Genomic DNA, 18,587 nt, shown 5'->3' on the forward strand with positions numbered 1-18,587 from the left:
TCACTCCGCCCCTCAGACCCTTTGCCTTCGAGGAGAGCCATGTCCCCTGCTCGCACGAGACTCCTCACCGGAGCCGCCCTCAGCGCGGGCACGCTGCTGCTCGCGGGCTGTTCCGGGTCGAGCGGTACGTCGTCCTCCGGGTCGCACGACTCGATCAACTACGCGCTGCCGGCCAACTTCACGCCGAACTGGATCCTGCCGATCGGCACGGCCGCGCACCTCAACACCAACAACATCTCCATCGCGAACACGCTGTGGGAACCGCTCGTCGCCTACGACGGCTCCACCGGCACCATCGGCTGGAACAAGAAGGGGTCGGTGGCCACGGCCGCCGACTTCGCCGCCGACAACAAGAGCGTCACGATCACGCTGGGCGACCGGCACTGGAGCGACGGCAAGCCAATCACCTCCGCCGACGTGAAGTTCTGGTTCGACCTCATCAAGGCGAACAAGTCCGAGTGGGCGGGCTACAACCCGGGCAAGGCGCCGGACAACTGGACGTCCTTCAAGACGGTGGACGCCCGCCACTTCACGATCACCTTCGACAAGGCCTACAACCCGCAGTGGATGCTGGCCAACGAGTTGAGCGCGATCAACCCCCTGCCCCAGCACGTCTGGGACAAGGCGGGGGACGCCAAGCAGGACTGGACGTACCTGAACAACGCGGCGAAGAACATAGGCGGTTACGCCTCCAACGCCCTGTGGAAGACGACCGACGGCCCCTACACCGTGAAGTCCTTCTCGACGGCCGGCAAGGTCGTGCTCACCGCGAACAAGAAGTACGACGGCGGCGAGAAGCCCGGTATCCCCACGGTGAACCTGCTCCCCTTCACCACGGCGGACGCCGAGAAGAACGCGCTGCGGTCGGGGACCGTGGACTACGGCTACATCGAGGCGACCGACCTCGACCAGAAGGACAGCTTCACCGCCCAGGGCTACGAGGTGAAGCCGTGGTCCGGCTGGGCGATCACGTACATGCCGTACAACTTCAACAACCCGTCGATGGGCGCGGTGTTCAAGCAGCTGTACGCCCGCCAGGCGGTCCAACGCTCCATCGACCAGACCACGTTGGCGAAAGTCGTCTTCAACGGCACGGCGGTGCCCGGCTACGGGCCGGTCCCGCAGGCCCAGACGTCCGACTTCGTGTCGTCGACGCAGAAGGCCAACCCGTACCCGTTCTCGACGTCGGCCGCCAAGTCCCTGCTGACCGGGCACGGTTGGACCGAGCAGGGCGGGGTCATGACCTGCACCGGCCCGGGGACCGGCGCCTCGCAGTGCGGTGAAGGGGTGGCCAAGGGCACGAAGTTCCAGATGCAGGTGCTGTCGCAGTCGGGCTCGACGGTGACCGACAACATGATGAGCGCGATCCAGTCCTCGCTCGCGAAGACCGGCATCAAGTTCTCCATCAAGACCGCGCCCGTCAACTCGGTGCTCTCGCAGACCCCGCAGTGCACGGCGGGCCAGTCGATCTGCAAGTGGCAGCTGTCCTTCTTCGGCACGATGGGCAGTTGGTACTTCAACGCCTTCCCGACCGGCGACTCGCTCTTCCAGACCAAGGGCGGCTCGAACTTCGGCAACTACTCCAACACGGCGGTCGACCAGCTCATCTCCGCGTCCACGACGTCGAGTTCGAACCAGGCCGTCCAGGAGTACAGCGCGGCGCTCGCCAAGGATCTGCCGGTGATCTGGCTGCCGGAGCCCGACTACCAGATCTCGGTGATGAAGAAGGGCCTGGGCGGCTTCTCGCAGGACTCGCTCGCCAACTTCCACCCGGCGCAGTGGAAGTGGACCAGCTGAGGCATGGAGACTCTCGGCTACCTGGCCCGGCGGGTGCTCCAGTCCCTCGTGGTGATCCTCATCGTCACGGTCGTGGTCTTCTGCCTGCTGCACGCGCTGCCCGGGGGTCCCGCACGCGGGATCCTCGGCCCGCAGGCGACCGCCCAGCAGATCGCGTCCTTCAACCACGAACAGGAGCTGGACCGCTCGTTGCCCGTCCAGTACGTCCACTATCTCGGCACCCTGCTGCACGGTGACCTCGGCACGTCCTACACGCTCAACGAGGCGGTCTCCAAGCTCATCGAGCAACGGCTCCCGAAGACACTGGTGTTGACGGTGCTGTCCGCGCTGGCCGGGCTGCTGCTCGCGATTCCGCTCGGCATGTGGCAGGCGGTGCGGCGCAACAAGCCGGCGGACTACGTGATCACGACCTTGAGCTTCGTCGCGTACTCGACGCCCGTGTACTTCCTGGGGCTGATCCTGGTGCTGGTCTTCACGCAGACCCTGCACTGGTTCCCCTCCCAGGCGCCCCAAGGGGACACGCTGGCCGACGTGTTCGCGGATCCGGTGGGGCTCGTGCTGCCGGTGGTCACGGGGGCCGCGTCCATGGTGGCCGTCTTCAGTCGGTACATGCGGGCCTCGACGCTGGAGAACCTCTCCGAGGACTACGTCCGCACCGCGCGGGCCGGTGGGGCTCGGCAGGGGGCGATTCTCTTCCGGCATGTGTTCCGCAACTCGCTGACGCCGGTGATCGCGATGCTCGGGTACTACGTGCCGGTGCTGTTCGGCGGGGCGCTGGTGGTGGAGCAGCTCTTCAACTACCCGGGGATGGGGCTGCTGTTCTGGAGCGCGGCGCAGTCCTCCGACTATCCGGTGCTGCTGGGGTGCGTGCTGGTCATCTCCGTGGCGACGGTCGTCGGAACACTGCTGGCGGATGTCGTCCAACGGATCGTCGATCCCCGAGTGAAGGCGGGCCAGGTATGACAGCCGTACTGCAGACCACGCCCACGGCCGAGCCGGTGGCCAACTACCGCCTGTCGCTGCGACGGTTCACGCGCAACAAGCTGGCCGTCGCCGGGCTCACCGTGGTCGTCCTCTTCCTTCTGTTCTGTTTCGTGGGCCCTCTCCTCTACTCCACCGACCAGACCCACACGGACCTCACGCAGGTCAACCTCGGTCCGGGCGGCTCGCATTGGCTCGGGACGGACGCCGTCGGGCACGACGAGCTCGGGCGGTTGATGTACGGCGGGAAGGTCTCGATGCTCGTCGGGCTGGCGGCCGGGATCCTGGCCACCGTCATCGGCACGCTGTGGGGCGCCACCGCCGGGTATGCCGGCGGTTGGCTGGACGCGGTGATGATGCGGATCGTGGACGCCGGTATCGCCATTCCCGCGTTGTTCATCCTGCTGGTCGTCTCCGCGATCACGACCCCGGACACGCTCGGTCTGATCATCGTGCTCGGTCTGGTGTCGTGGCTGGTGCCGTCCCGGCTCGTGCGGGCGGAGACGCTCACGCTCAAGAGCCGGGACTACGTGTTGACGTTGCGCGCGACCGGCGGCACCCACGGCCGGGCCATCCGGCGGCACATCCTGCCGAACTCGGTGTCGACGATCGTCGTGGCGGCCACTTTCCAGGTCGCCGACGCGATCCTGCTCGTCGCCTACGTCTCGTATCTCGGCCTGGGCGTCCAGCCGCCGAAGACCGACTGGGGCGGCATGCTGTCCGCCGGACTGACGGCGGCGTACTCCGGGCGCTGGTGGCTGATCGTTCCGCCGGGTCTCGCGATCATCCTCGTCGTGTGCGCGTTCAACGCGATCGGCGACGGGCTGCGCGACGCCTTCGACGTGAGGGGCCGAGGGTGAGGGAAACAGAGGGGCCGAAGGTGGCGAACATCCTGGAGGTCGAGGATCTCGGGGTCACCTTCGCCACCGACACCGGTGACGTGCCCGCCGTGCGCGAGGTGTCGTTGCACGTCCGGCCCGGCGAGACACTGGCGTTGGTCGGCGAGTCCGGGTCCGGGAAGTCGACGGTGGCGCTCGCGGCGATGGGGCTGCTGCCGTCCAACGCCCGTGCGTCGGGGCGGATCTCGGTCGACGGCACGCAGGTGGTCGGAGCCGGTGAGGTCGAACTGTCCCGGCTGCGCGGCCGTACCGCGTCGATGGTGTTCCAGGAACCGGCCACCGCGCTCGATCCGCTGACCCGGGTCGGTGCGCAGATCGCCGAAGTCGTACGCAATCACCGGGCCGTCTCCCGTGCCGAGGCCGCCCGCGAGGCCGTCGGACTCCTGCGCAGGGTCGGGATTCCCGAGCCGGAGCGGCGAGCGTCTGCGTTTCCGTTCCAGCTGTCGGGCGGACAGCGGCAGCGGGTCGTCATCGCGATGGCGATCGCCAACTCGCCGGGTCTGCTGATCGCGGACGAGCCGACGACCGCGCTCGACGTGACCGTGCAGGCCGAGATCCTGGATCTGCTGCGGGCGTTGGCGGCCGACTCCGGTACCGGCGTGCTGCTGGTGACGCACAACATGGGCGTCGTCGCCGACTTCGCCGACCGGGTCGCCGTCATGCTGAGCGGCGAGGTCGTGGAGAGCGGGCCGGTGGAGCAGGTGCTGTTGCACCCGCGACACGAGTACACGCAGCGGCTGTTGGCGGCCGTTCCGCGACTGGCCGTGGAGGTGCCGGTGGTGGCGGAATCGGCCGTGGAGACGGCGACGGCCTCGGATGTGCCCCGGGAGGTGGTCGGTGCGCCGGTGGTCGCGAAGGCCGAGCCGCCGGTCCCGGAGGGGGACGCCGTGGTCGAACTCCGAGGCGTCTCCGTGCGGTTCGGGCGTGGTCCTGGAGCCGTGCAGGCCCTTCAGGACGTGTCGCTCACCGTGCGGCCCGGCGAGACGGTCGGGCTGGTGGGTGAGTCGGGGTCCGGCAAGTCGACGGCGGCGAGGGTGGCGCTCGGGCTGGTCGCGCCGAGTGGCGGGACGGTGTCGCTGTTCGGGCGGGAGCTCGGGCGGATGCGGGGGCGTGCGCGGCGGGCCCTGCTGTCCGGAGTCGGTGTGGTGCTCCAGGACCCGGTGGCCTCGCTGGACGCCCGGATGAGTGTCGGGGAGTGCGTGGCCGAGCCGTTGCGGATGCACCGCCGGGGTCTGTCGGCGGCCGAGCGGCGGGCGCTGGTCGCGGAGGTGCTGGAACGGGTGCGGCTGCCGCGGGAGTTGGCGGGGCGCGGACCCCGTGAACTGTCCGGCGGGCAGCGGCAACGGGTCAGCCTCGCGCGGGCGTTGGTGCTGCAACCGCGGCTGCTGGTCGCGGACGAGCCGACCAGCGCGCTGGACGTGAGTGTGCAGCGGACGGTCCTTGAGGTGATCGCGGAGTTGCAGGGCGAACTCGGGTTCGCGTGTCTCTTCGTGTCGCACGACCTCGCGGTGGTCCAGCAGTTCGCCCAGCGGGTCGTCGTCATGCGGGCCGGACGCGTCGAGGAACAGGGGCCGACCATGACCACGCTGCTGCGTCCGAAGACGGAGTACACGCGCCGGCTCATCGCGGCCGTGCCCGTGCCGGACCCGGTCGTGCAGCGCCGCCGCCGGGCAGCCCTGCGGACGGGGGTCACCGCGTGACGCGCACTCCCGAGGTGGTCGCGGGCGTCGACATCGGCGGCACGACGACCCAAGTCGTGCTGTGCGCCGCAGACTTCGGCATCTCCGACCGCCTGGAGGTGCCCACCCCCGCGGACCGGGGCGGGGCGGCGATGGTCGGCGCCGCACTGGACGCCGTACGGCTGCTGCTTGAGCGAACTCCTGGGCGGGTACTCGGAGTTGGCGTCGGAGCGGCCGGGCTGGTGGACGTGCGGGCCGGGCGGATCCTGGTCGCCAGCGACTCCTTCCGGGACTGGGCCGGGTTCGAGGTGACGGCGACGGTCGAAGGTGCCCTGGGCGTACCGGCGTTCCTCGACAACGACGTCAACGCGTTCCTTCGCGGCGAGGCGGCGGCCGGTGCGGTCGCCGGCGAACCGTATGTGCTCGGCATGACCTTGGGCACCGGGGTCGGTGGGGCGCTGTGGCTGGATGGCGCCCTTTACGAGGGCCCGCACGGGGCGGCCGGCGAGATCGGGCATGTGCCCGGGTTCGGCGAGTTGCCGTGCACCTGCGGCGGGCGCGGCCACCTGGAGACGCTGGCGTCGGGCCGCTCGATCGCCGCCCGGTACCGCGAGCGCACCGGCCGGGATGTGACCGCCCACGAGGTCGCCGAAGCGGCGGGCCGGGGCGAGGCGGACGCCCTCGCCGTCTACGCGGCGGCGGGTGCCGGTGTGGCCCGGGCGCTGCTGGTCACGGCGGGTCTGCTGGACATCACCACGTGCGTGATCGGCGGCGGTGTCAGCCGGTCGTGGTCACTGCTTGAGCCCGCCGTGCAGCGGACGCTGACCGTCGAGCCGCCCGTCAGCGGCCGTGCCCTGCGGGTGCTGCCCGCCGCCCTCGGCGGTGACGCCGTGGCGGTCGGGGCGGCGGCCCGGGCATGGGCGGAGCTGGGCGCGGTGGGGGCGGCGGACGGGGAGCGGGCGGTCGAATCCAGCCAAGCGTGACCGGGCGATTGACGCTCACGCGTCACATCCCTACCTTCTGATCGGTTTATCGAACCTTGTTCGATATATCGACATTCGGGCACCCCCGCGCCCCCGCACGCCTCTGGAGAGCCGATGAACGCCAGACCGCACCCTGGTCCCCACCCCGGTCCGCGCCCCTCCCGCCGCCTGTTCCTCGGTATGGCCGCGACCGTGCCGCTCGCCGCCACCGGCGCCCTGACGCTCGGCGCCGGCACCGCCCACGCCGCCGACTCGGCGTACGTGATGGCCTACTTCACCGAGTCGCCGGACATGCTCGCCGCCAACTACGGCCTGCATCTCGCCATCAGCACCGACGGTCTGCAGTGGACCCCGCTCAACCAGAACGCGCCCGTGGCCACGCCGACCGCCGGCTCCCTCGGTCTGCGCGACCCCTTCATCCTGCGCAAGCAGGACGGCACCTTCGTGGTCCTCGCCACCGACCTCAACGGCACCGACTGGACGTACGTCAGCCAGTACCTCCATGTCTGGGACTCCCCCGACCTGCGTACCTTCACCGGCTACCGGCGCATGAAGGTGCACGACCTGGACACCCACGCCTGGGCGCCGGAGGCGTTCTGGGACGCGGGGCGGGGGCAGTACGCGGTGATCTACTCGGCCGTCAACTCCAGCGGTCACAACGTGATCATGGTGAACTACACCACCGACTTCGTGACCGCCGGTTCCCCGCAGGTCTTCTTCGACCCCGGATACGACGTCATCGACGGGGACATGGCCGTCGGCGTGGGCGGCTACAACTACCTGTACTTCAAGAAGAACTCGACCCTGGTCGGCGCCCGCTCCACCTCACTGGACCCGGGCAGCTTCACCGAGTTCAGCACCGCCGTCTCGCACAACGGCACCGAGGCCCCGACGGTGGTCAAGTCCCTCACATCCGGCCCGACTTGGTACCTGTGGGGCGACACCTGGTCGCCGAACGGCGTCTTCTACGCCTGGCAGACCAGCAGCCTGGCCGCCGGCACCTGGACCGCGCTCGACCAGAAGACGTACACCCAGCCCCTGAACTCCAAGCACTGCGGCATCCAGCCGATCACCACGGCCCAGTACAGCAATCTGGTCGCCAAGTGGGGCACACCCGCCTGGAACCGGCTGAAGTCCTACAACTACCCGGCCCGGTACGTCCGGCACAGCAACTACATCGGCCGGATGGACGAGTACGCCTTCGATCCGTACGCCGACTCCCAGTGGAAGCTGGTCCCCGGTCTCGCCGACAGTTCGGGGGTGTCCTTCCAGTCGGTGAACTACCCGACCAGGTATCTGCGGCACTACGACTACGCGCTCCGACTCGACGTGAACGACGGCACGTCGACGTTCGCGGGGGACGCGACCTTCTACCGCACGGCGGGCCTCGCCGACGCGAGCTGGGCGTCGTTCCGCTCGTACAACAACCCGACCCGCTACATCCGGCACTCCAACTACGTCCTGCGCATCGACCCGATCTCGACGTCGACCGAGCAGCAGGACGCGACCTTCTACGTCGGCTACGGACACGAGACGTCGGTACTGCGCAGGCGGCACGACGAAGGCGGGCGCCCCTCCCGGAAAGGCCCGGAGAGGGACGCCCGCCTCGAAGGTCCGGGGGTCAGCCCAGGCCGACCGTCTTCAGCCAGGCCTTCGCGACGTCCAGCGGGTCCTTGTTGTCGAGCTGGACCTGCGAGTCCAGGTCGAGCAGGGCCTTGGTGTCGAGCTTGGCCGAGACCGCGTTGAGCGCGGCGACGCCGTCCGAGGACAGGCCGCTCTTGTATACCAAGGGCTGCACGTTCTCGAAGCCGAAGAGGTTCTCCGGGTCCTGGAGGACGACGTGCTTCTCCTTGATGATGGTCGGGTCCGTGGTGAAGAGGTCCGCCGCCTGGACGGTGTTCTTCGTCAGCGCCGCCTGGGTCAGCGGGCCGCCCGCGTCCAGCGCCTTGAAGGACTTGAACTCCAGGCCATACACCGACTTCAGGCCGACCAGGCCCTGCTGGCGGGTCTGGAACTCCGGCGAGGCACCGATCGACAGGTCCTTCGCGATGTCCTTGAGGTCCGCGATGCTGGACTCGGCGGTCAGGTTGTACTTCTTCGCGGTGGCCGCGTTGACCGTGACCGAGTCCTTGTCCTGCGCCGAGGCCGGGTCGAGCAGCGTCAGCTTGGTGTCGAGCTTGGCGTCGATGGCGGCCGTGGTGGCCTCCACCGTCTTCGGGGTGGCCTTCGGGTCGAGGTAGGCCAGCAGTGCGCCGTTGTACTCGGGCAGCACGGTGATGGAGCCGTTCTTCAGCAGGCCGTAGGTGGTCTCACGGCTGCCGATGTTCGGCTTGTAGGTGACCTTGATGCCCTTCGCCTTGAGCGCCTCGCCGTAGATGTCGGCGATCAGGATGCTCTCGGCGAAGTTGTTGGATCCGACGACGACGGTCTTGCCGTCGGACTTGTCCCCGGCCAGGGGGTCGGACTTGTCGTCGGAAGAAGAGGAACATCCCGCCAGCAGGGCCGTGGTGGCGGCGAGCGCTACGGCGGCCGCGGGATGAATCCTGAAGGACCTGCTGCGTGGGGCGTTGGAAGTCACGATTCCCGTTCCGGACTCTGGGGATTGGTGTGAAGCGAGCGCTGCAACTGATCCAATCCAGCCTGTTCTCACTCAGTCAAGAGCAGCCTGGTCACCGATTGGACTCAATGCGTGATCGCTTACGCCTCAATGCGTGATCGTCTGTGAAGGAACGGCGAACGGACAGGTGAGGAACCGGAGGCTCTTTGTAACGGATTCTTGACGTAGGGCGACACCCTTGATCGTTCAAAGAGGCGGTAGTCTCACGGCAGTTGGCGTCGGTCACAGCGGTGTGCGGGGGCCGCTTCGGTGTCTTCGGCACCATTTCCGGGGTCCGGCCCATCGATCAGAATCGGTCACGCGCATCGACGCGCCCGATGAGAACATGCACGAAGGAGGACCGGTGTCCACGACCGAAGTGGACGCGCCCGCCCGGCAGGCCCCGCCGCCGTCGAGGGGCGGTATTCGGAGCTTCGCCGACCGGTGGCCGTTCAGGCGCAAACTCAACCTCCTGGTCGGCATTCCACTCGCCGTGGTGGCCGTCCTGCTCGCCTATCTCGTCGTCGACCAGGTGGGCCAGTCGACCTCCGCGTCCGATGCGGCGCGGCTGGTCCGCAACAGCGCCCAGGTCGCCACGCTGGTGGACCGGGTGGAGGCCGAGCACCAGCAGGCCATCCTCCTCTCCGTGCGGTTCGAGGCCGTGGACGGGGGCGCCAAGCCCTCGCTGTCCGGGTACCGGACCGCGCAGCAGGCGGTGTCCCAGCAGGTCGAGAAGGTGCGCGACGCCTTCGGCGACCAGCTGCCGAGCACCGAGGCACAGGCGCTGCGCGAGGTCGAGGGCCTGACCAGCCTGCGCGAGACGATCGAGCAGGGCTATCTGCCCGCCGACAACATCGACCCGGCGTACACCAACGCCTCCAAGGGTCTGATCGACGGCCTGGGCCTGGACCGCAACGAGTCGCTCGCCGCGACCTTCACCGGCAACCTGCTGGACTCGCTGCTGCGCGCCGACGCCGCCCACAGCTCCTTCGAGACCAGCGTGTTCTCCGCGCGCACCGGCGACACCAACGCGCTGATCGAGTTCATCAACGCGGTCGGCGCCTACGAGCTCTACAGCCACCAGGCGGAGCGCTTCGCGCGGTTCGCCTCGGAGGAGCAGACCGACCGGCTGGGCGGCATCGAGCACAACTCCGCGCAGGCGACGATCACCCAGCACTACGCCGAGCTGCAGATCGACCCGAGCGGGCTGTCGGCGCAGTCGCCGGTGCAGATCGGCAAGGCGCTGTCGGCCGCGCTGGCCGACTACCCCGACTACCGCGACCAGTCCGCGACCCGGCTGAAGATCACCGCCTCGCTCATCGGTGACATCGCCGACCGGGCCGACGAGGCCTCCGGCGACGCCTCGCTGCGCGCGGCGCTGCTGCTCGGCATCGGTCTGATCGGCTTCGTCCTGTGGATCGCCTTCTCCGTGGTGGTACGCCGCTCGGTGGTCCGTCCGGTGATGGCCCTGACCGGCGCCGCGCAGGAGGTCGCCGAGGTGGCCGGGCGCGAGCTGGCCCGGGTGGCCGACGACGACACCGAGGACTCCGGGCCGCCGATGCTGCGCGAGATGCCGGTGACGGCGAACGACGAGATCGGCACGCTGGCCGAGGTGTTCAACCGGGTGCAGACCACCTCGATCGCCCTTCTGGAGCGTCAGGTGCTCAGCCGCCGCAACGTCGCCGAGATGTTCGGCAACGTCGGCCGCCGGGTCAGCAACCTCACCACCCGCCAGCTGGCCCTGATCGACGCGGTGGAGCGCGGCGAGACGGATCCGGCGCTGCTGGAACGCCTCTACTCCATCGACCACATCGCCGTGCGTCTACGCCGCAACGCCGACTCCCTGATGCTGCTGGCCGGCATCCGCGAGACGGTCCTGGACTCCGGGCCGACCGAGCTCACCAACGTCGTACGTGCCGCGCTCGGTCAGATCGAGGGCTTCCAGCGGGTACGGCTGCAGGCCCGCACCGAGATCATGGTGGAGCCGGACATCATCGGCGACCTGACCCTGATGGTGGCCGAGCTCCTGGAGAACGCGGTGTCGTTCTCGCCGGCCGGCAGCCCGGTCGAGGTGGCCGTACGGGACGCGTCCGTCGAGGACGGCTCGGGCGCCTCGATCGTCATCGCGGACCACGGTCTGGGCATGAGCGGCGAGCGGCTCGCCGAGGAGAACGCCCGGCTGATCCGCCGCGAGCGCCTGGACCTCGTACCGACGAAGGTCCTCGGCCTGTTCGTGGTCGGCACGCTGGCCCGCCGCTGGGACGTCGGCGTCACCCTCTCCCGCACCCCGGGCGGCGGCGTCACGGCCGAGGTGACGGTCCCCTCGTCCCTGCTGCTGACGATGAGCCCCGTCGGAACGATGGCCTCCGGCGGTTCGGCGGCCAAGGACCTGCAGTCGGCAGGCGGCGGCCGGGACGCATGGGCCGGGATCGACAGCGGCCCGGTGGGTTCCACCGACGCCGTCGCACCCGAGTCCGCGACCGCTCTCGGTGCGCCCGAGCGGGACTCGACGGCGGCCACCCCCGTGCGGGCCGCGTGGGACGCGGTCGGGCCCGGCAGCGGCGTCGGTGGCGCCACCGAGCGGGACGGCTCCTCGGCCGCCCGCGACGGCGCCGCGCCGGCGTCGGCCACCACTCCCAGCTGGGCCGTCCAGGACGACTCGGCCGTCGATCACGTGTCAGGCCGGCGGCAGCCAACCGGCGTCGAGGAGGACACCGGATTGTCGGATCACGCCCCGACCGACGGGCGGCCGGACCCGCTCCCCCGTCGCGTTCCCAAGCGGGAGGCGACGGAGCCCGACCCGCCGTTCATTCCCAAGGCCCGTACCGAGACAGCCCCGGCGCCGACAACGGTGTCCGCCGAGGACGGCGCGACGCGCCCGCTGCGCCGCCGTGTCCGCGGGGCGACGCTGCACACCACCGCCGACGCCCAGCAGTCGGCACGGCAGGCCCCCCGGCCCGCCGACGCGGACGCCGTCCGTGACTCGCTCGACGAGTTCGAGGCGGCGGTGGAGCGGGCCAACCGCGACAGCACCGGCGCCGGGACCGGCGTACGCACGACCCCCGATCCGCAAGACCAGAACCACCTCCCGGAAGGAGCGGAGCAGTGAGTACGTCGACAGGTGACACTCCGACGGGAAGCACCACGCCGACCGATCTGCAGGCCGCCGCAGCAGACTTCAACTGGCTGCTCAACCGATTCGCCACCGAGACCGCGGGCGTCGTGGACGCCATCGCCGTCTCCTCCGACGGGCTGCTGATCGCCGTGTCGGAGCTGCGCGAGCGGGCCCACTCCGAGCGGCTGGCGGCCATCGTCTCGGGCATCACCAGCCTGGCCGCCGGAGCCTCCGGCAACTACGGTCTGGGCGGCCTGAACAAGGTCATCATCGACCTGGAGGGCGGACACGTCATCGTCTCCGCGATCGGCAGCGGCGCCGTGCTCGGCGTGGTCGCCGACAAGGAGGCCAAGCTCGGCAACATCGCCTACGAGATGACGCTGTTCGCCAACCGGGCCGGGGCCGCGCTCAGCCCCCAGCTCGTGCTCGAACTGAAGAACACCGTCGGCGTCCCGTCGAAGCGCTGACCCGGTCGCCGACCGGTCCGAAGAGGAGGACGACAGCTGATGACGGACGGCCGTGCACCGGCCGGCGAGGACGGTACGCAGCGACCGGGGCCGGCCCCGGTCGGCCCCGCCTCCGCCGTACGGCCGTTCCTGGTCACCGCGGGGCGGGTGGCGCCCACCGCGGCGGTCGGCCGTCCGGTGCCCGTGGAGACCCAGGTGGTGGCCACCGCCGAGGGGCTCGCGGTGCTCGACTCGCTCTCCTTCGAGCAGCACGACATCGTCGCCGCCTGCCGGGTGCCCCAGTCCATCGCGGAACTGGCGGCCCGGCTGCGGCTGCACCTCAACGTCGTCCGGGTCCTCGCCGAGGACCTGCGTGCCGCCGGGCAGCTGGCGGTGCACGTTCCCGACTCCGGCGTCACCCATGACGCCACCGTCCTGCGCAGGGTCATCGACGCCCTGCGCGCCATACCCGACTCCCGAGGGGCAGTCCGTGACACCGACTGAACCGGCCACGCGCGGCACGGCCGCTCCGGTGGCCGCCGTACGTCCGCCGCTCCCGGTGAAGATGGTGATCGCCGGCGGTTTCGGCGTGGGCAAGACCACCGCCGTCGGCGCGATCTCCGAGATCGAGCCGCTGACCACCGAGGCCGCCATCACCGAGGTCGCCGCGGGGGTGGACGACCTCAGCCACACCCCGCGCAAGACCACCACCACGGTCGCCATGGACTTCGGCTGTCTCACCATCGACCCGACCCTGAAGCTGTACCTGTTCGGCACGCCCGGGCAGGAGCGGTTCGGGTTCATGTGGGACGACATCGTGGAGGGCGCGGTCGGCGGACTCGTCATCGTCGACACCCGCCGCCTCGACGACTGCTACGCGGCCGTCGACTACTTCGAGCACCGGCAGATCCCGTTCGCGGTCGCGGTCAACGCCTTCGACGGGAAGATCGAGCACACGCTGGAGGAGGTCCGCTGGGCCCTCGACGTCGCCGATCCCGTCCCGGTGGTGGTCTTCGACGCCCGTGAGCGCGGCTCGGTCCGCGACGCCCTGCTCGTCGTACTGGAACTGGCGCTGGCGCGTTCGCAGGCGTAGCAGCACGAGAGCGGGCCTGGAGCGGACGGTACGTCCGCTCCAGGCCCGCTTCGTGTGCCGTCAGGCGCCGCGGCGTACGCCCGCGGAGACCGTGAAGCGGTTGATCGCCCAGAACAGTCCGAGCGTGATCAGGGCGAGGATCGCCACCAGGGTGGCGCCGCCGACGACCTTCTCGTAGTTGCGCTGGTAGAGGCCGTCGACGATGTAGCGGCCGAGGCCGCCCAGGCTGACGTAGGCGGCGATGGTGGCCGTCGAGACGATCTGGATGGCCGCCGAGCGCAGTCCGCTGAGGATCAGCGGGAGCGCGACGGGGAGTTCGACCTGGAACAGGATCCGCGGCTCCGCCATGCCCATGCCGCGCGCAGCGTCCACCGGGGAGGGGTCGACGGACCGCATCGCCTCGTACGTCGTCACCAGGATCGGCGGGACGGCGAGGACGACCAGCGGGATCATCACGGGCAGATGTCCGAGGCCGAGCAGCACGAACATCAGCACCAGCAGACCGAAGCTGGGCAGGGCGCGGGCGGCGGTGGCGATGAGCGCCAGGGAGTTGCCGCCGCGCCCGGTGTGGCCGGTGAGCAGGCCGATGGGCAGGCCGATGGCGGCGGCGATGGCGAGGGCGGTCAGCGAGTACTGGATGTGCTCGCGCAGCCGGGTGGGGATGCCGTCGTAGCCGTGCCAGTGGGCGCTGTTGCTGAAGAAGTCGCTGACGTAGTGCAGTACGTTCACCGGACCGCGTCCTCCAGGGCGGGCACGGCCGGTTCGGGCCGGGCCGGTTCGTCGACGGGGCGTGTCCTGCGGCCGCCGCGCGGCATCCAGGGCGTGATGACCAGCCGGATGACGACCAGGAGGGCGTCCGCGAGGATCGCGAGCACGGCGGTGCCGATGACGGACAGCCAGATCAGGCGCGGCTGGTGGTAGATCATGCCGTCGTTGAGCAGGTTGCCGAGGCCGCCCTGGTTGCCGATCAGCATGCCGACGCTGACCAGCGAGATGCTCGACACGGTCGCCACCCGCAGGCCCGCGATGATCGCGGGCGCGGCGATCGGCAGCTGTACCTGGACGTAGCGGCGGATCGGTCCCAGGCCCATGGCGGTGGCCGCGTCGAGGGTCTCCTGCGGCACCGAGCGGACGCCGTCGACGATCGCCGGCACGAACACGACCAGGCTGTAGACGGCCAGCGGGATCATCACCGTGGTCTCGGTCTGGCCGGTGTAGTCGATCAGGACGACGAAGAAGGCGAGCGAGGGGATCGCGTAGAGCACGGTCGTGATCCACAGCACCGGCGGGTACAGCCAGCGCAGCCGCACACACAGCTGGGCGATCGGCAGCGCCACGAGCAGGCCGGCCAGGACCGGGATCAGGGCCTCGCGCAGATGCAGTCCGACCAGGCCCCAGTAGGTGTTCTGGAGGTCGCTGGGTATGTCGAAGAAGCCGTTCATCCGGCGACCTTGGCGTCGGCGCGGCCCTCGGCGTGGGCGGCGCGGATGGCCTCGCCGATGGTCTGCTGCGAGACGACGCCGGCCGCCCGGCCCTCGGTGTCGACCGCGACGGCCCAGCCGGTCGGCGAGAGCACCGCGCCGTCGAGGGCGGCGCGCAGCGACTCCTTGCCGTGCACGAAGGGCCGGCCGTGCGACACCAGGCGCGCGGGGTCGATCCGGCCCGCGGCCAGCGCGCCCGGCTCGCTCCAGCCGAGCGGCTTGCCGTCCAGGTCGGTGACCAGGAGGTAGGGCGCCTCCGGGGTGGTGCGGGCGGCGATCTGCTCGGCGGTGGCGTCGACGGCCACGATCGGCGTGGTCAGCAGGTCCAGGCCGGCGGAGGAGAAGAAGGAGAGCCGGCGGATGCCGCGGTCCGCGCCGAGGAAGTCCTCGACGAACGGGTCGGCGGGGCTGGACAGCAGCTCGGCGGGCGGTGCGAACTGGGCGAGCTTTCCACCGGTGCGCATCACGGCGACCATCGTGCCGATCTTGACGGCCTCGTCGATGTCGTGCGTGACGAAGACGATGGTCTTGCCCAACTCCTCCTGGATGCGCAGGAGTTCGTCCTGCAGACCCTTGCGGACCACGGGGTCGACGGCCGAGAAGGGCTCGTCCATGAGGAGCACCGGCGGATCCGCGGCGAGCGCCCTGGCCACGCCTACGCGCTGCTGCTGGCCGCCGGAGAGCTGGTAGGGGTAGCGCTTGGCGAGCGAGGCGTCGAGGCCGACCCGGCCCATCAGCTCGCGGGCCCGCTCCCGGGCCTTGTCCTTGCTCCAGCCGAGCAGCCGGGGCACGGTCGCTATGTTGTCGATGATCGTGCGGTGCTGGAAGAGCCCCGCGTTCTGGATCACGTAGCCCATCGACCGGCGCAGGGTGTTGACCGGCTGTTTCATGACGTCTTTGCCGTCGATGAGGATGGTGCCCTCGGTCGGCTCGATCATCCGGTTGATCATGCGCAGGGTCGTGGTCTTGCCGCAGCCCGAAGGTCCGACGAGGACGGTGATCGAGCGGTCGGGTATCTCCAAGGAGAGGCGATCGACCGCCACCGTGCCGTCCGGGTACCGCTTGGTGACTGAATCTATCCGTATCAAAACGCCGAATACCCTTCGGGACTGGCAGAAAATGCCCGCTTTGGCCAACGGTCACAGGCCGTTGCCGGGAGAGTCTAAACCGTCCGGGTTTCGGCGTATCGCCTGGAGCGGACGAGATTCATCCGCCCGTTACGAAAAGGGTCGGCGCCCTCGCCGCGGGGCCGGATTCCTGGAGCCCGCCGTCACCGCACTGTGTCCTGCCTGTGAGTTCCCTGATTCTCACGCTCCGCTCAGGGGTCGCTCAGGGATCCCCCAGAAGCGGGCCGGATGGTCACCGGCATGACGACCCTCGCCCCGCCGCCCGCGCCTCCGGCAGACCGGAGCCGCCACCGGGCCACCACTCCGCCGGCCACCCGTGTCCGCAGGCTGTTCCTCGGCGCTCCCGAGGACCCGCGCTGGGCCCGCCCCGCCCTGTGGGCGATCCTGATCCTGGCCACGGCGCTGTACGCGTGGAACCTCTCCTCGATCACCGGCAACACCTTCTACGACGCGGCCGTCTACTCCGGCACCAAAAGCTGGAAGGCGTTCTTCTTCGGCGCGCTGGACTCCGGCAGCTTCATCACAGTCGACAAACCGCCGTTCGCGCTGTGGGTGATGGGCCTGTCGGCCCGCGTGTTCGGCTACGGCACCTGGCAGTTGATGCTGCCGATGGTCGCGGTCGGCACGGGCTCGGTCGCCCTCCTGTACCGCATGGTCAAGCGTGACTTCGGCGTCGTGGCGGGCACGATCTCCGCGCTCGTGCTCACCCTCACCCCGATCACGGTCGCCATCAACCGTGACACCAACCCCGACCCGATCCTCGTCTTCCTGATGCTGCTGGGCGCGGCCGCCCTGATGAAGGCCGTCCGCACCGGCAGGCTGATGCCGCTGGTGTGGTCCGGGGTCGCGATCGGCTTCGCGTTCAACACGAAGATGATGCAGGCGTACGTCGTCCTGCCCGCGTTCTTCCTCGTCCATCTGTGGGCCACGCGCATCTCCCTGGGCCGCCGCATCCGCAACCTCGCCGTCGGCACAGTGGCGTTGATCGCCTCCAGCGCCTGGTGGATGGTGGTCGTCGACCTGATCCCCGCCTCCTCCCGCCCCTACATCGGCGGCTCGACCGACAACACCGTCTGGGACCTGGTCATCGGCTACAACGGCTTCGGCCGTATCTTCGGGGCGAGTTCGTCGGTCGGCTCGCAGGGCAACGGCGCGAGCTTCGGCGGCGAGTCGGGGCTCCACCGGCTGTTCAACAGCATCATGGGCGGCCAGATCTCCTGGCTGATCCCCTTCGCGGCGATCGCCCTCATCGGCGGCCTGGTGCTGCGCGGCCGCGCGCCCCGCACGGACGCCAAGCGGGCGGCCCTGCTGCTGTGGGGTGGCTGGTTCGTCCTGCACTACCTGACCTTCGCCCTCGCCGAGGGCACGTTCCACCCCTACTACGTCACCGCCATGGCGCCCGGCATCGCGGCACTGGCCGGCGCCGGCGGGGTCATGCTGTACCGCGCCTTCAAGGAAGGCTCGGCGGCGAAGTGGGCCTGGGTGCTGCCCGCAGCGATCGCGGCGAGTTCGGTCTGGGCGATCGTCCTGCTCCAGCGGGTCTCCGGCTCCGGGACGCTGTACACGGTCGCGGAGGTCGTGGCCGGGGTCGCCGGTGCGGCCGCGGTGACCGGCCTGCTGGTCGGGCGGTTCACGAAGCGCCGGCGGCTCATGGGGATCGCGGCACTGGCGGCGATCGTGGCGCTGCTCGCCGGGCCCGCCGCGTACTCGGTGTCGGCGGCGACCTCCAGCACCAACGGCACCAACCCGACGGCCGGTCCGAGCACAGGTGGCGGGATGGGCGGCGGCGGTGGCAATGGCGGCGGCCAGCGGCCCAGCGGCAACGGCGGTCCCGGCGGCAGCGGTTCGAGCGCGAAGAGCGGCTCGGGCGGCCAGTCGACGGGGACGCCTCCGTCGGGAAGCGGGTCTTCTAGCGGCGGCTCGTCGTCCGAGGCGGAGTCCGGCAGCACTTCGGGCACGGAGGACGCGACCGGCGGCGGCATGGGAGGTGGTTCGCAGGTCTCCTCCGCGGAGATCACGTACCTCAAGAAGCATCAGGACGGCGCCACTTGGCTGGTGGCCGTGGCCACCGACCAGACCGCGTCCTCGATCATCCTGGAGTCCGGCCAGCCCGTGATCTCCATGGGCGGCTGGTCCGGTTCCGACAACGCGATGACCCTGGCCAAGCTCAAGAGCCTGGTGAAGTCGGGCACGTTGCACTACATCGTCGTCAGCAGTGACGGCGGACAGGGCACCAACTCCGAGATCTCCACCTGGGTCAAGGAGCACGGCACGGCGGTGAGCGACTACAGCGGGCTGTACCGCCTGGACGCCTCCGACGTCGGCTGACACAACGGCCAAGGGCGGGCCGCCGGTTGAGAACCCGGCGGCCCGCCCTTGCTCGTACGCCT

14 protein-coding genes and 1 pseudogene are annotated in these 18,587 nt (G+C 70.0%); 11 read left to right on the plus strand and 4 right to left on the minus strand.

Annotated features, from left to right (window positions below; genetic code table 11):
* Nucleotides 1-39 precede the first annotated feature (39 nt).
* The 6 genes and pseudogenes from ACIQI8_RS08010 to ACIQI8_RS08035 form a co-directional block, all read left to right on the plus strand.
* The gene (locus ACIQI8_RS08010) at nucleotides 40-1,797 is read left to right on the plus strand and encodes a peptide ABC transporter substrate-binding protein (RefSeq protein WP_402346032.1); all 1,758 of its coding nucleotides are present in this window, start codon (nucleotides 40-42) and stop codon (nucleotides 1,795-1,797) included.
* A 3-nt stretch (nucleotides 1,798-1,800) separates the two neighbouring features.
* Nucleotides 1,801-2,760 carry an ABC transporter permease gene (locus ACIQI8_RS08015; RefSeq protein WP_402346034.1) on the plus strand — a complete coding sequence of 320 codons (960 nt, stop codon included), beginning with the start codon at nucleotides 1,801-1,803 and terminating at the stop codon, nucleotides 2,758-2,760.
* Nucleotides 2,757-3,638, plus strand: a complete 882-nt coding sequence (locus ACIQI8_RS08020; protein ID WP_402346036.1) for an ABC transporter permease — start codon at nucleotides 2,757-2,759, stop codon at nucleotides 3,636-3,638. Before ACIQI8_RS08015 ends, ACIQI8_RS08020 begins: the two co-directional genes overlap by 4 nt.
* Nucleotides 3,635-5,377, plus strand: coding sequence for a dipeptide ABC transporter ATP-binding protein (locus tag ACIQI8_RS08025; RefSeq protein WP_402346038.1), 1,743 nt, complete (start codon nucleotides 3,635-3,637; stop codon nucleotides 5,375-5,377). Before ACIQI8_RS08020 ends, ACIQI8_RS08025 begins: the two co-directional genes overlap by 4 nt.
* Nucleotides 5,374-6,339 carry an ROK family protein gene (locus ACIQI8_RS08030; RefSeq protein ID WP_402346039.1) on the plus strand — a complete coding sequence of 322 codons (966 nt, stop codon included), beginning with the start codon at nucleotides 5,374-5,376 and terminating at the stop codon, nucleotides 6,337-6,339. The genes ACIQI8_RS08025 and ACIQI8_RS08030 overlap by 4 nt, the downstream gene beginning before the upstream one ends.
* 114 nt (nucleotides 6,340-6,453) lie before the next feature.
* A pseudogene (locus ACIQI8_RS08035) lies at nucleotides 6,454-7,863 on the plus strand (glycoside hydrolase family 43 protein); the annotation flags it as partial.
* 97 nt (nucleotides 7,864-7,960) lie between these two features.
* On the opposite strand, the gene ACIQI8_RS08040 reads toward ACIQI8_RS08035, so the two are convergent.
* Nucleotides 7,961-8,917 (minus strand): ABC transporter substrate-binding protein, encoded by a 957-nt coding sequence (locus ACIQI8_RS08040; RefSeq protein ID WP_402346041.1) that lies wholly within the window; start codon nucleotides 8,915-8,917, stop codon nucleotides 7,961-7,963.
* A 382-nt stretch (nucleotides 8,918-9,299) separates the two neighbouring features.
* On the opposite strand from ACIQI8_RS08040, the gene ACIQI8_RS08045 reads away from it, so the two are divergent.
* Genes ACIQI8_RS08045 through ACIQI8_RS08060 form a run of 4 tightly spaced genes read left to right on the plus strand, consistent with a single transcriptional unit; the run spans nucleotide 9,300 to nucleotide 13,589 of the window.
* A complete protein-coding gene (locus tag ACIQI8_RS08045; RefSeq protein WP_402346043.1) occupies nucleotides 9,300-12,044 on the plus strand; it encodes an ATP-binding protein in 2,745 nt (914 codons plus the stop codon).
* Nucleotides 12,041-12,517: a roadblock/LC7 domain-containing protein gene (locus tag ACIQI8_RS08050; protein WP_123996961.1), complete on the plus strand. Its 477-nt coding sequence runs from the start codon at nucleotides 12,041-12,043 to the stop codon at nucleotides 12,515-12,517. The genes ACIQI8_RS08045 and ACIQI8_RS08050 overlap by 4 nt, the downstream gene beginning before the upstream one ends.
* Nucleotides 12,518-12,556: 39 nt before the next feature.
* On the plus strand, nucleotides 12,557-13,000 hold the full coding sequence (locus ACIQI8_RS08055) for a DUF742 domain-containing protein (RefSeq protein WP_402346044.1): 444 nt from the start codon (nucleotides 12,557-12,559) through the stop codon (nucleotides 12,998-13,000).
* A complete protein-coding gene (locus tag ACIQI8_RS08060) occupies nucleotides 12,987-13,589 on the plus strand; it encodes a GTP-binding protein (protein WP_402346046.1) in 603 nt (200 codons plus the stop codon). Before ACIQI8_RS08055 ends, ACIQI8_RS08060 begins: the two co-directional genes overlap by 14 nt.
* Before the next feature lie 60 nt (nucleotides 13,590-13,649).
* Here ACIQI8_RS08060 and ACIQI8_RS08065 read toward each other — a convergent pair whose 3' ends face one another.
* From ACIQI8_RS08065 to ACIQI8_RS08075, 3 genes are read right to left on the minus strand one after another with little or no spacing between them, the layout of a single operon-like run.
* Nucleotides 13,650-14,318, minus strand: coding sequence for an ABC transporter permease (locus tag ACIQI8_RS08065; protein WP_402346048.1), 669 nt, complete (start codon nucleotides 14,316-14,318; stop codon nucleotides 13,650-13,652).
* Nucleotides 14,315-15,031: an ABC transporter permease gene (locus tag ACIQI8_RS08070; protein WP_402346050.1), complete on the minus strand. Its 717-nt coding sequence runs from the start codon at nucleotides 15,029-15,031 to the stop codon at nucleotides 14,315-14,317. Before ACIQI8_RS08070 ends, ACIQI8_RS08065 begins: the two co-directional genes overlap by 4 nt.
* Nucleotides 15,028-16,158, minus strand: coding sequence for an ABC transporter ATP-binding protein (locus ACIQI8_RS08075; RefSeq protein WP_402346052.1), 1,131 nt, complete (start codon nucleotides 16,156-16,158; stop codon nucleotides 15,028-15,030). The genes ACIQI8_RS08070 and ACIQI8_RS08075 overlap by 4 nt, the downstream gene beginning before the upstream one ends.
* A gap of 279 nt (nucleotides 16,159-16,437) precedes the next feature.
* Here ACIQI8_RS08075 and ACIQI8_RS08080 point away from each other — a divergent pair, with 279 nt between their 5' ends.
* Entirely contained in the window at nucleotides 16,438-18,525 is a 2,088-nt protein-coding gene (locus tag ACIQI8_RS08080; RefSeq protein ID WP_402346054.1) for an ArnT family glycosyltransferase, read from the plus strand.
* The last annotated feature ends 62 nt before the right edge of the window (nucleotides 18,526-18,587 follow it).

It is taken from the genome of Streptomyces sp. NPDC092369, assembly GCF_044755245.1.
Classification (GTDB): domain Bacteria; phylum Actinomycetota; class Actinomycetes; order Streptomycetales; family Streptomycetaceae; genus Streptomyces.

Bases quoted from the DNA above. Each gene is read 5' to 3' on its own strand.
- ACIQI8_RS08070 (WP_402346050.1), bottom strand. From the start codon at position 15,031: ATGAACGGCTTCTTCGACATACCCAGCGACCTCCAGAACACCTACTGG.
- ACIQI8_RS08055 (WP_402346044.1), top strand. From the start codon at position 12,557: ATGACGGACGGCCGTGCACCGGCCGGCGAGGACGGTACGCAGCGACCG.
- ACIQI8_RS08020 (WP_402346036.1), top strand. From the start codon at position 2,757: ATGACAGCCGTACTGCAGACCACGCCCACGGCCGAGCCGGTGGCCAAC.
- ACIQI8_RS08080 (WP_402346054.1), top strand. From the start codon at position 16,438: ATGACGACCCTCGCCCCGCCGCCCGCGCCTCCGGCAGACCGGAGCCGC.
- ACIQI8_RS08015 (WP_402346034.1), top strand. From the start codon at position 1,801: ATGGAGACTCTCGGCTACCTGGCCCGGCGGGTGCTCCAGTCCCTCGTG.
- ACIQI8_RS08010 (WP_402346032.1), top strand. From the start codon at position 40: ATGTCCCCTGCTCGCACGAGACTCCTCACCGGAGCCGCCCTCAGCGCG.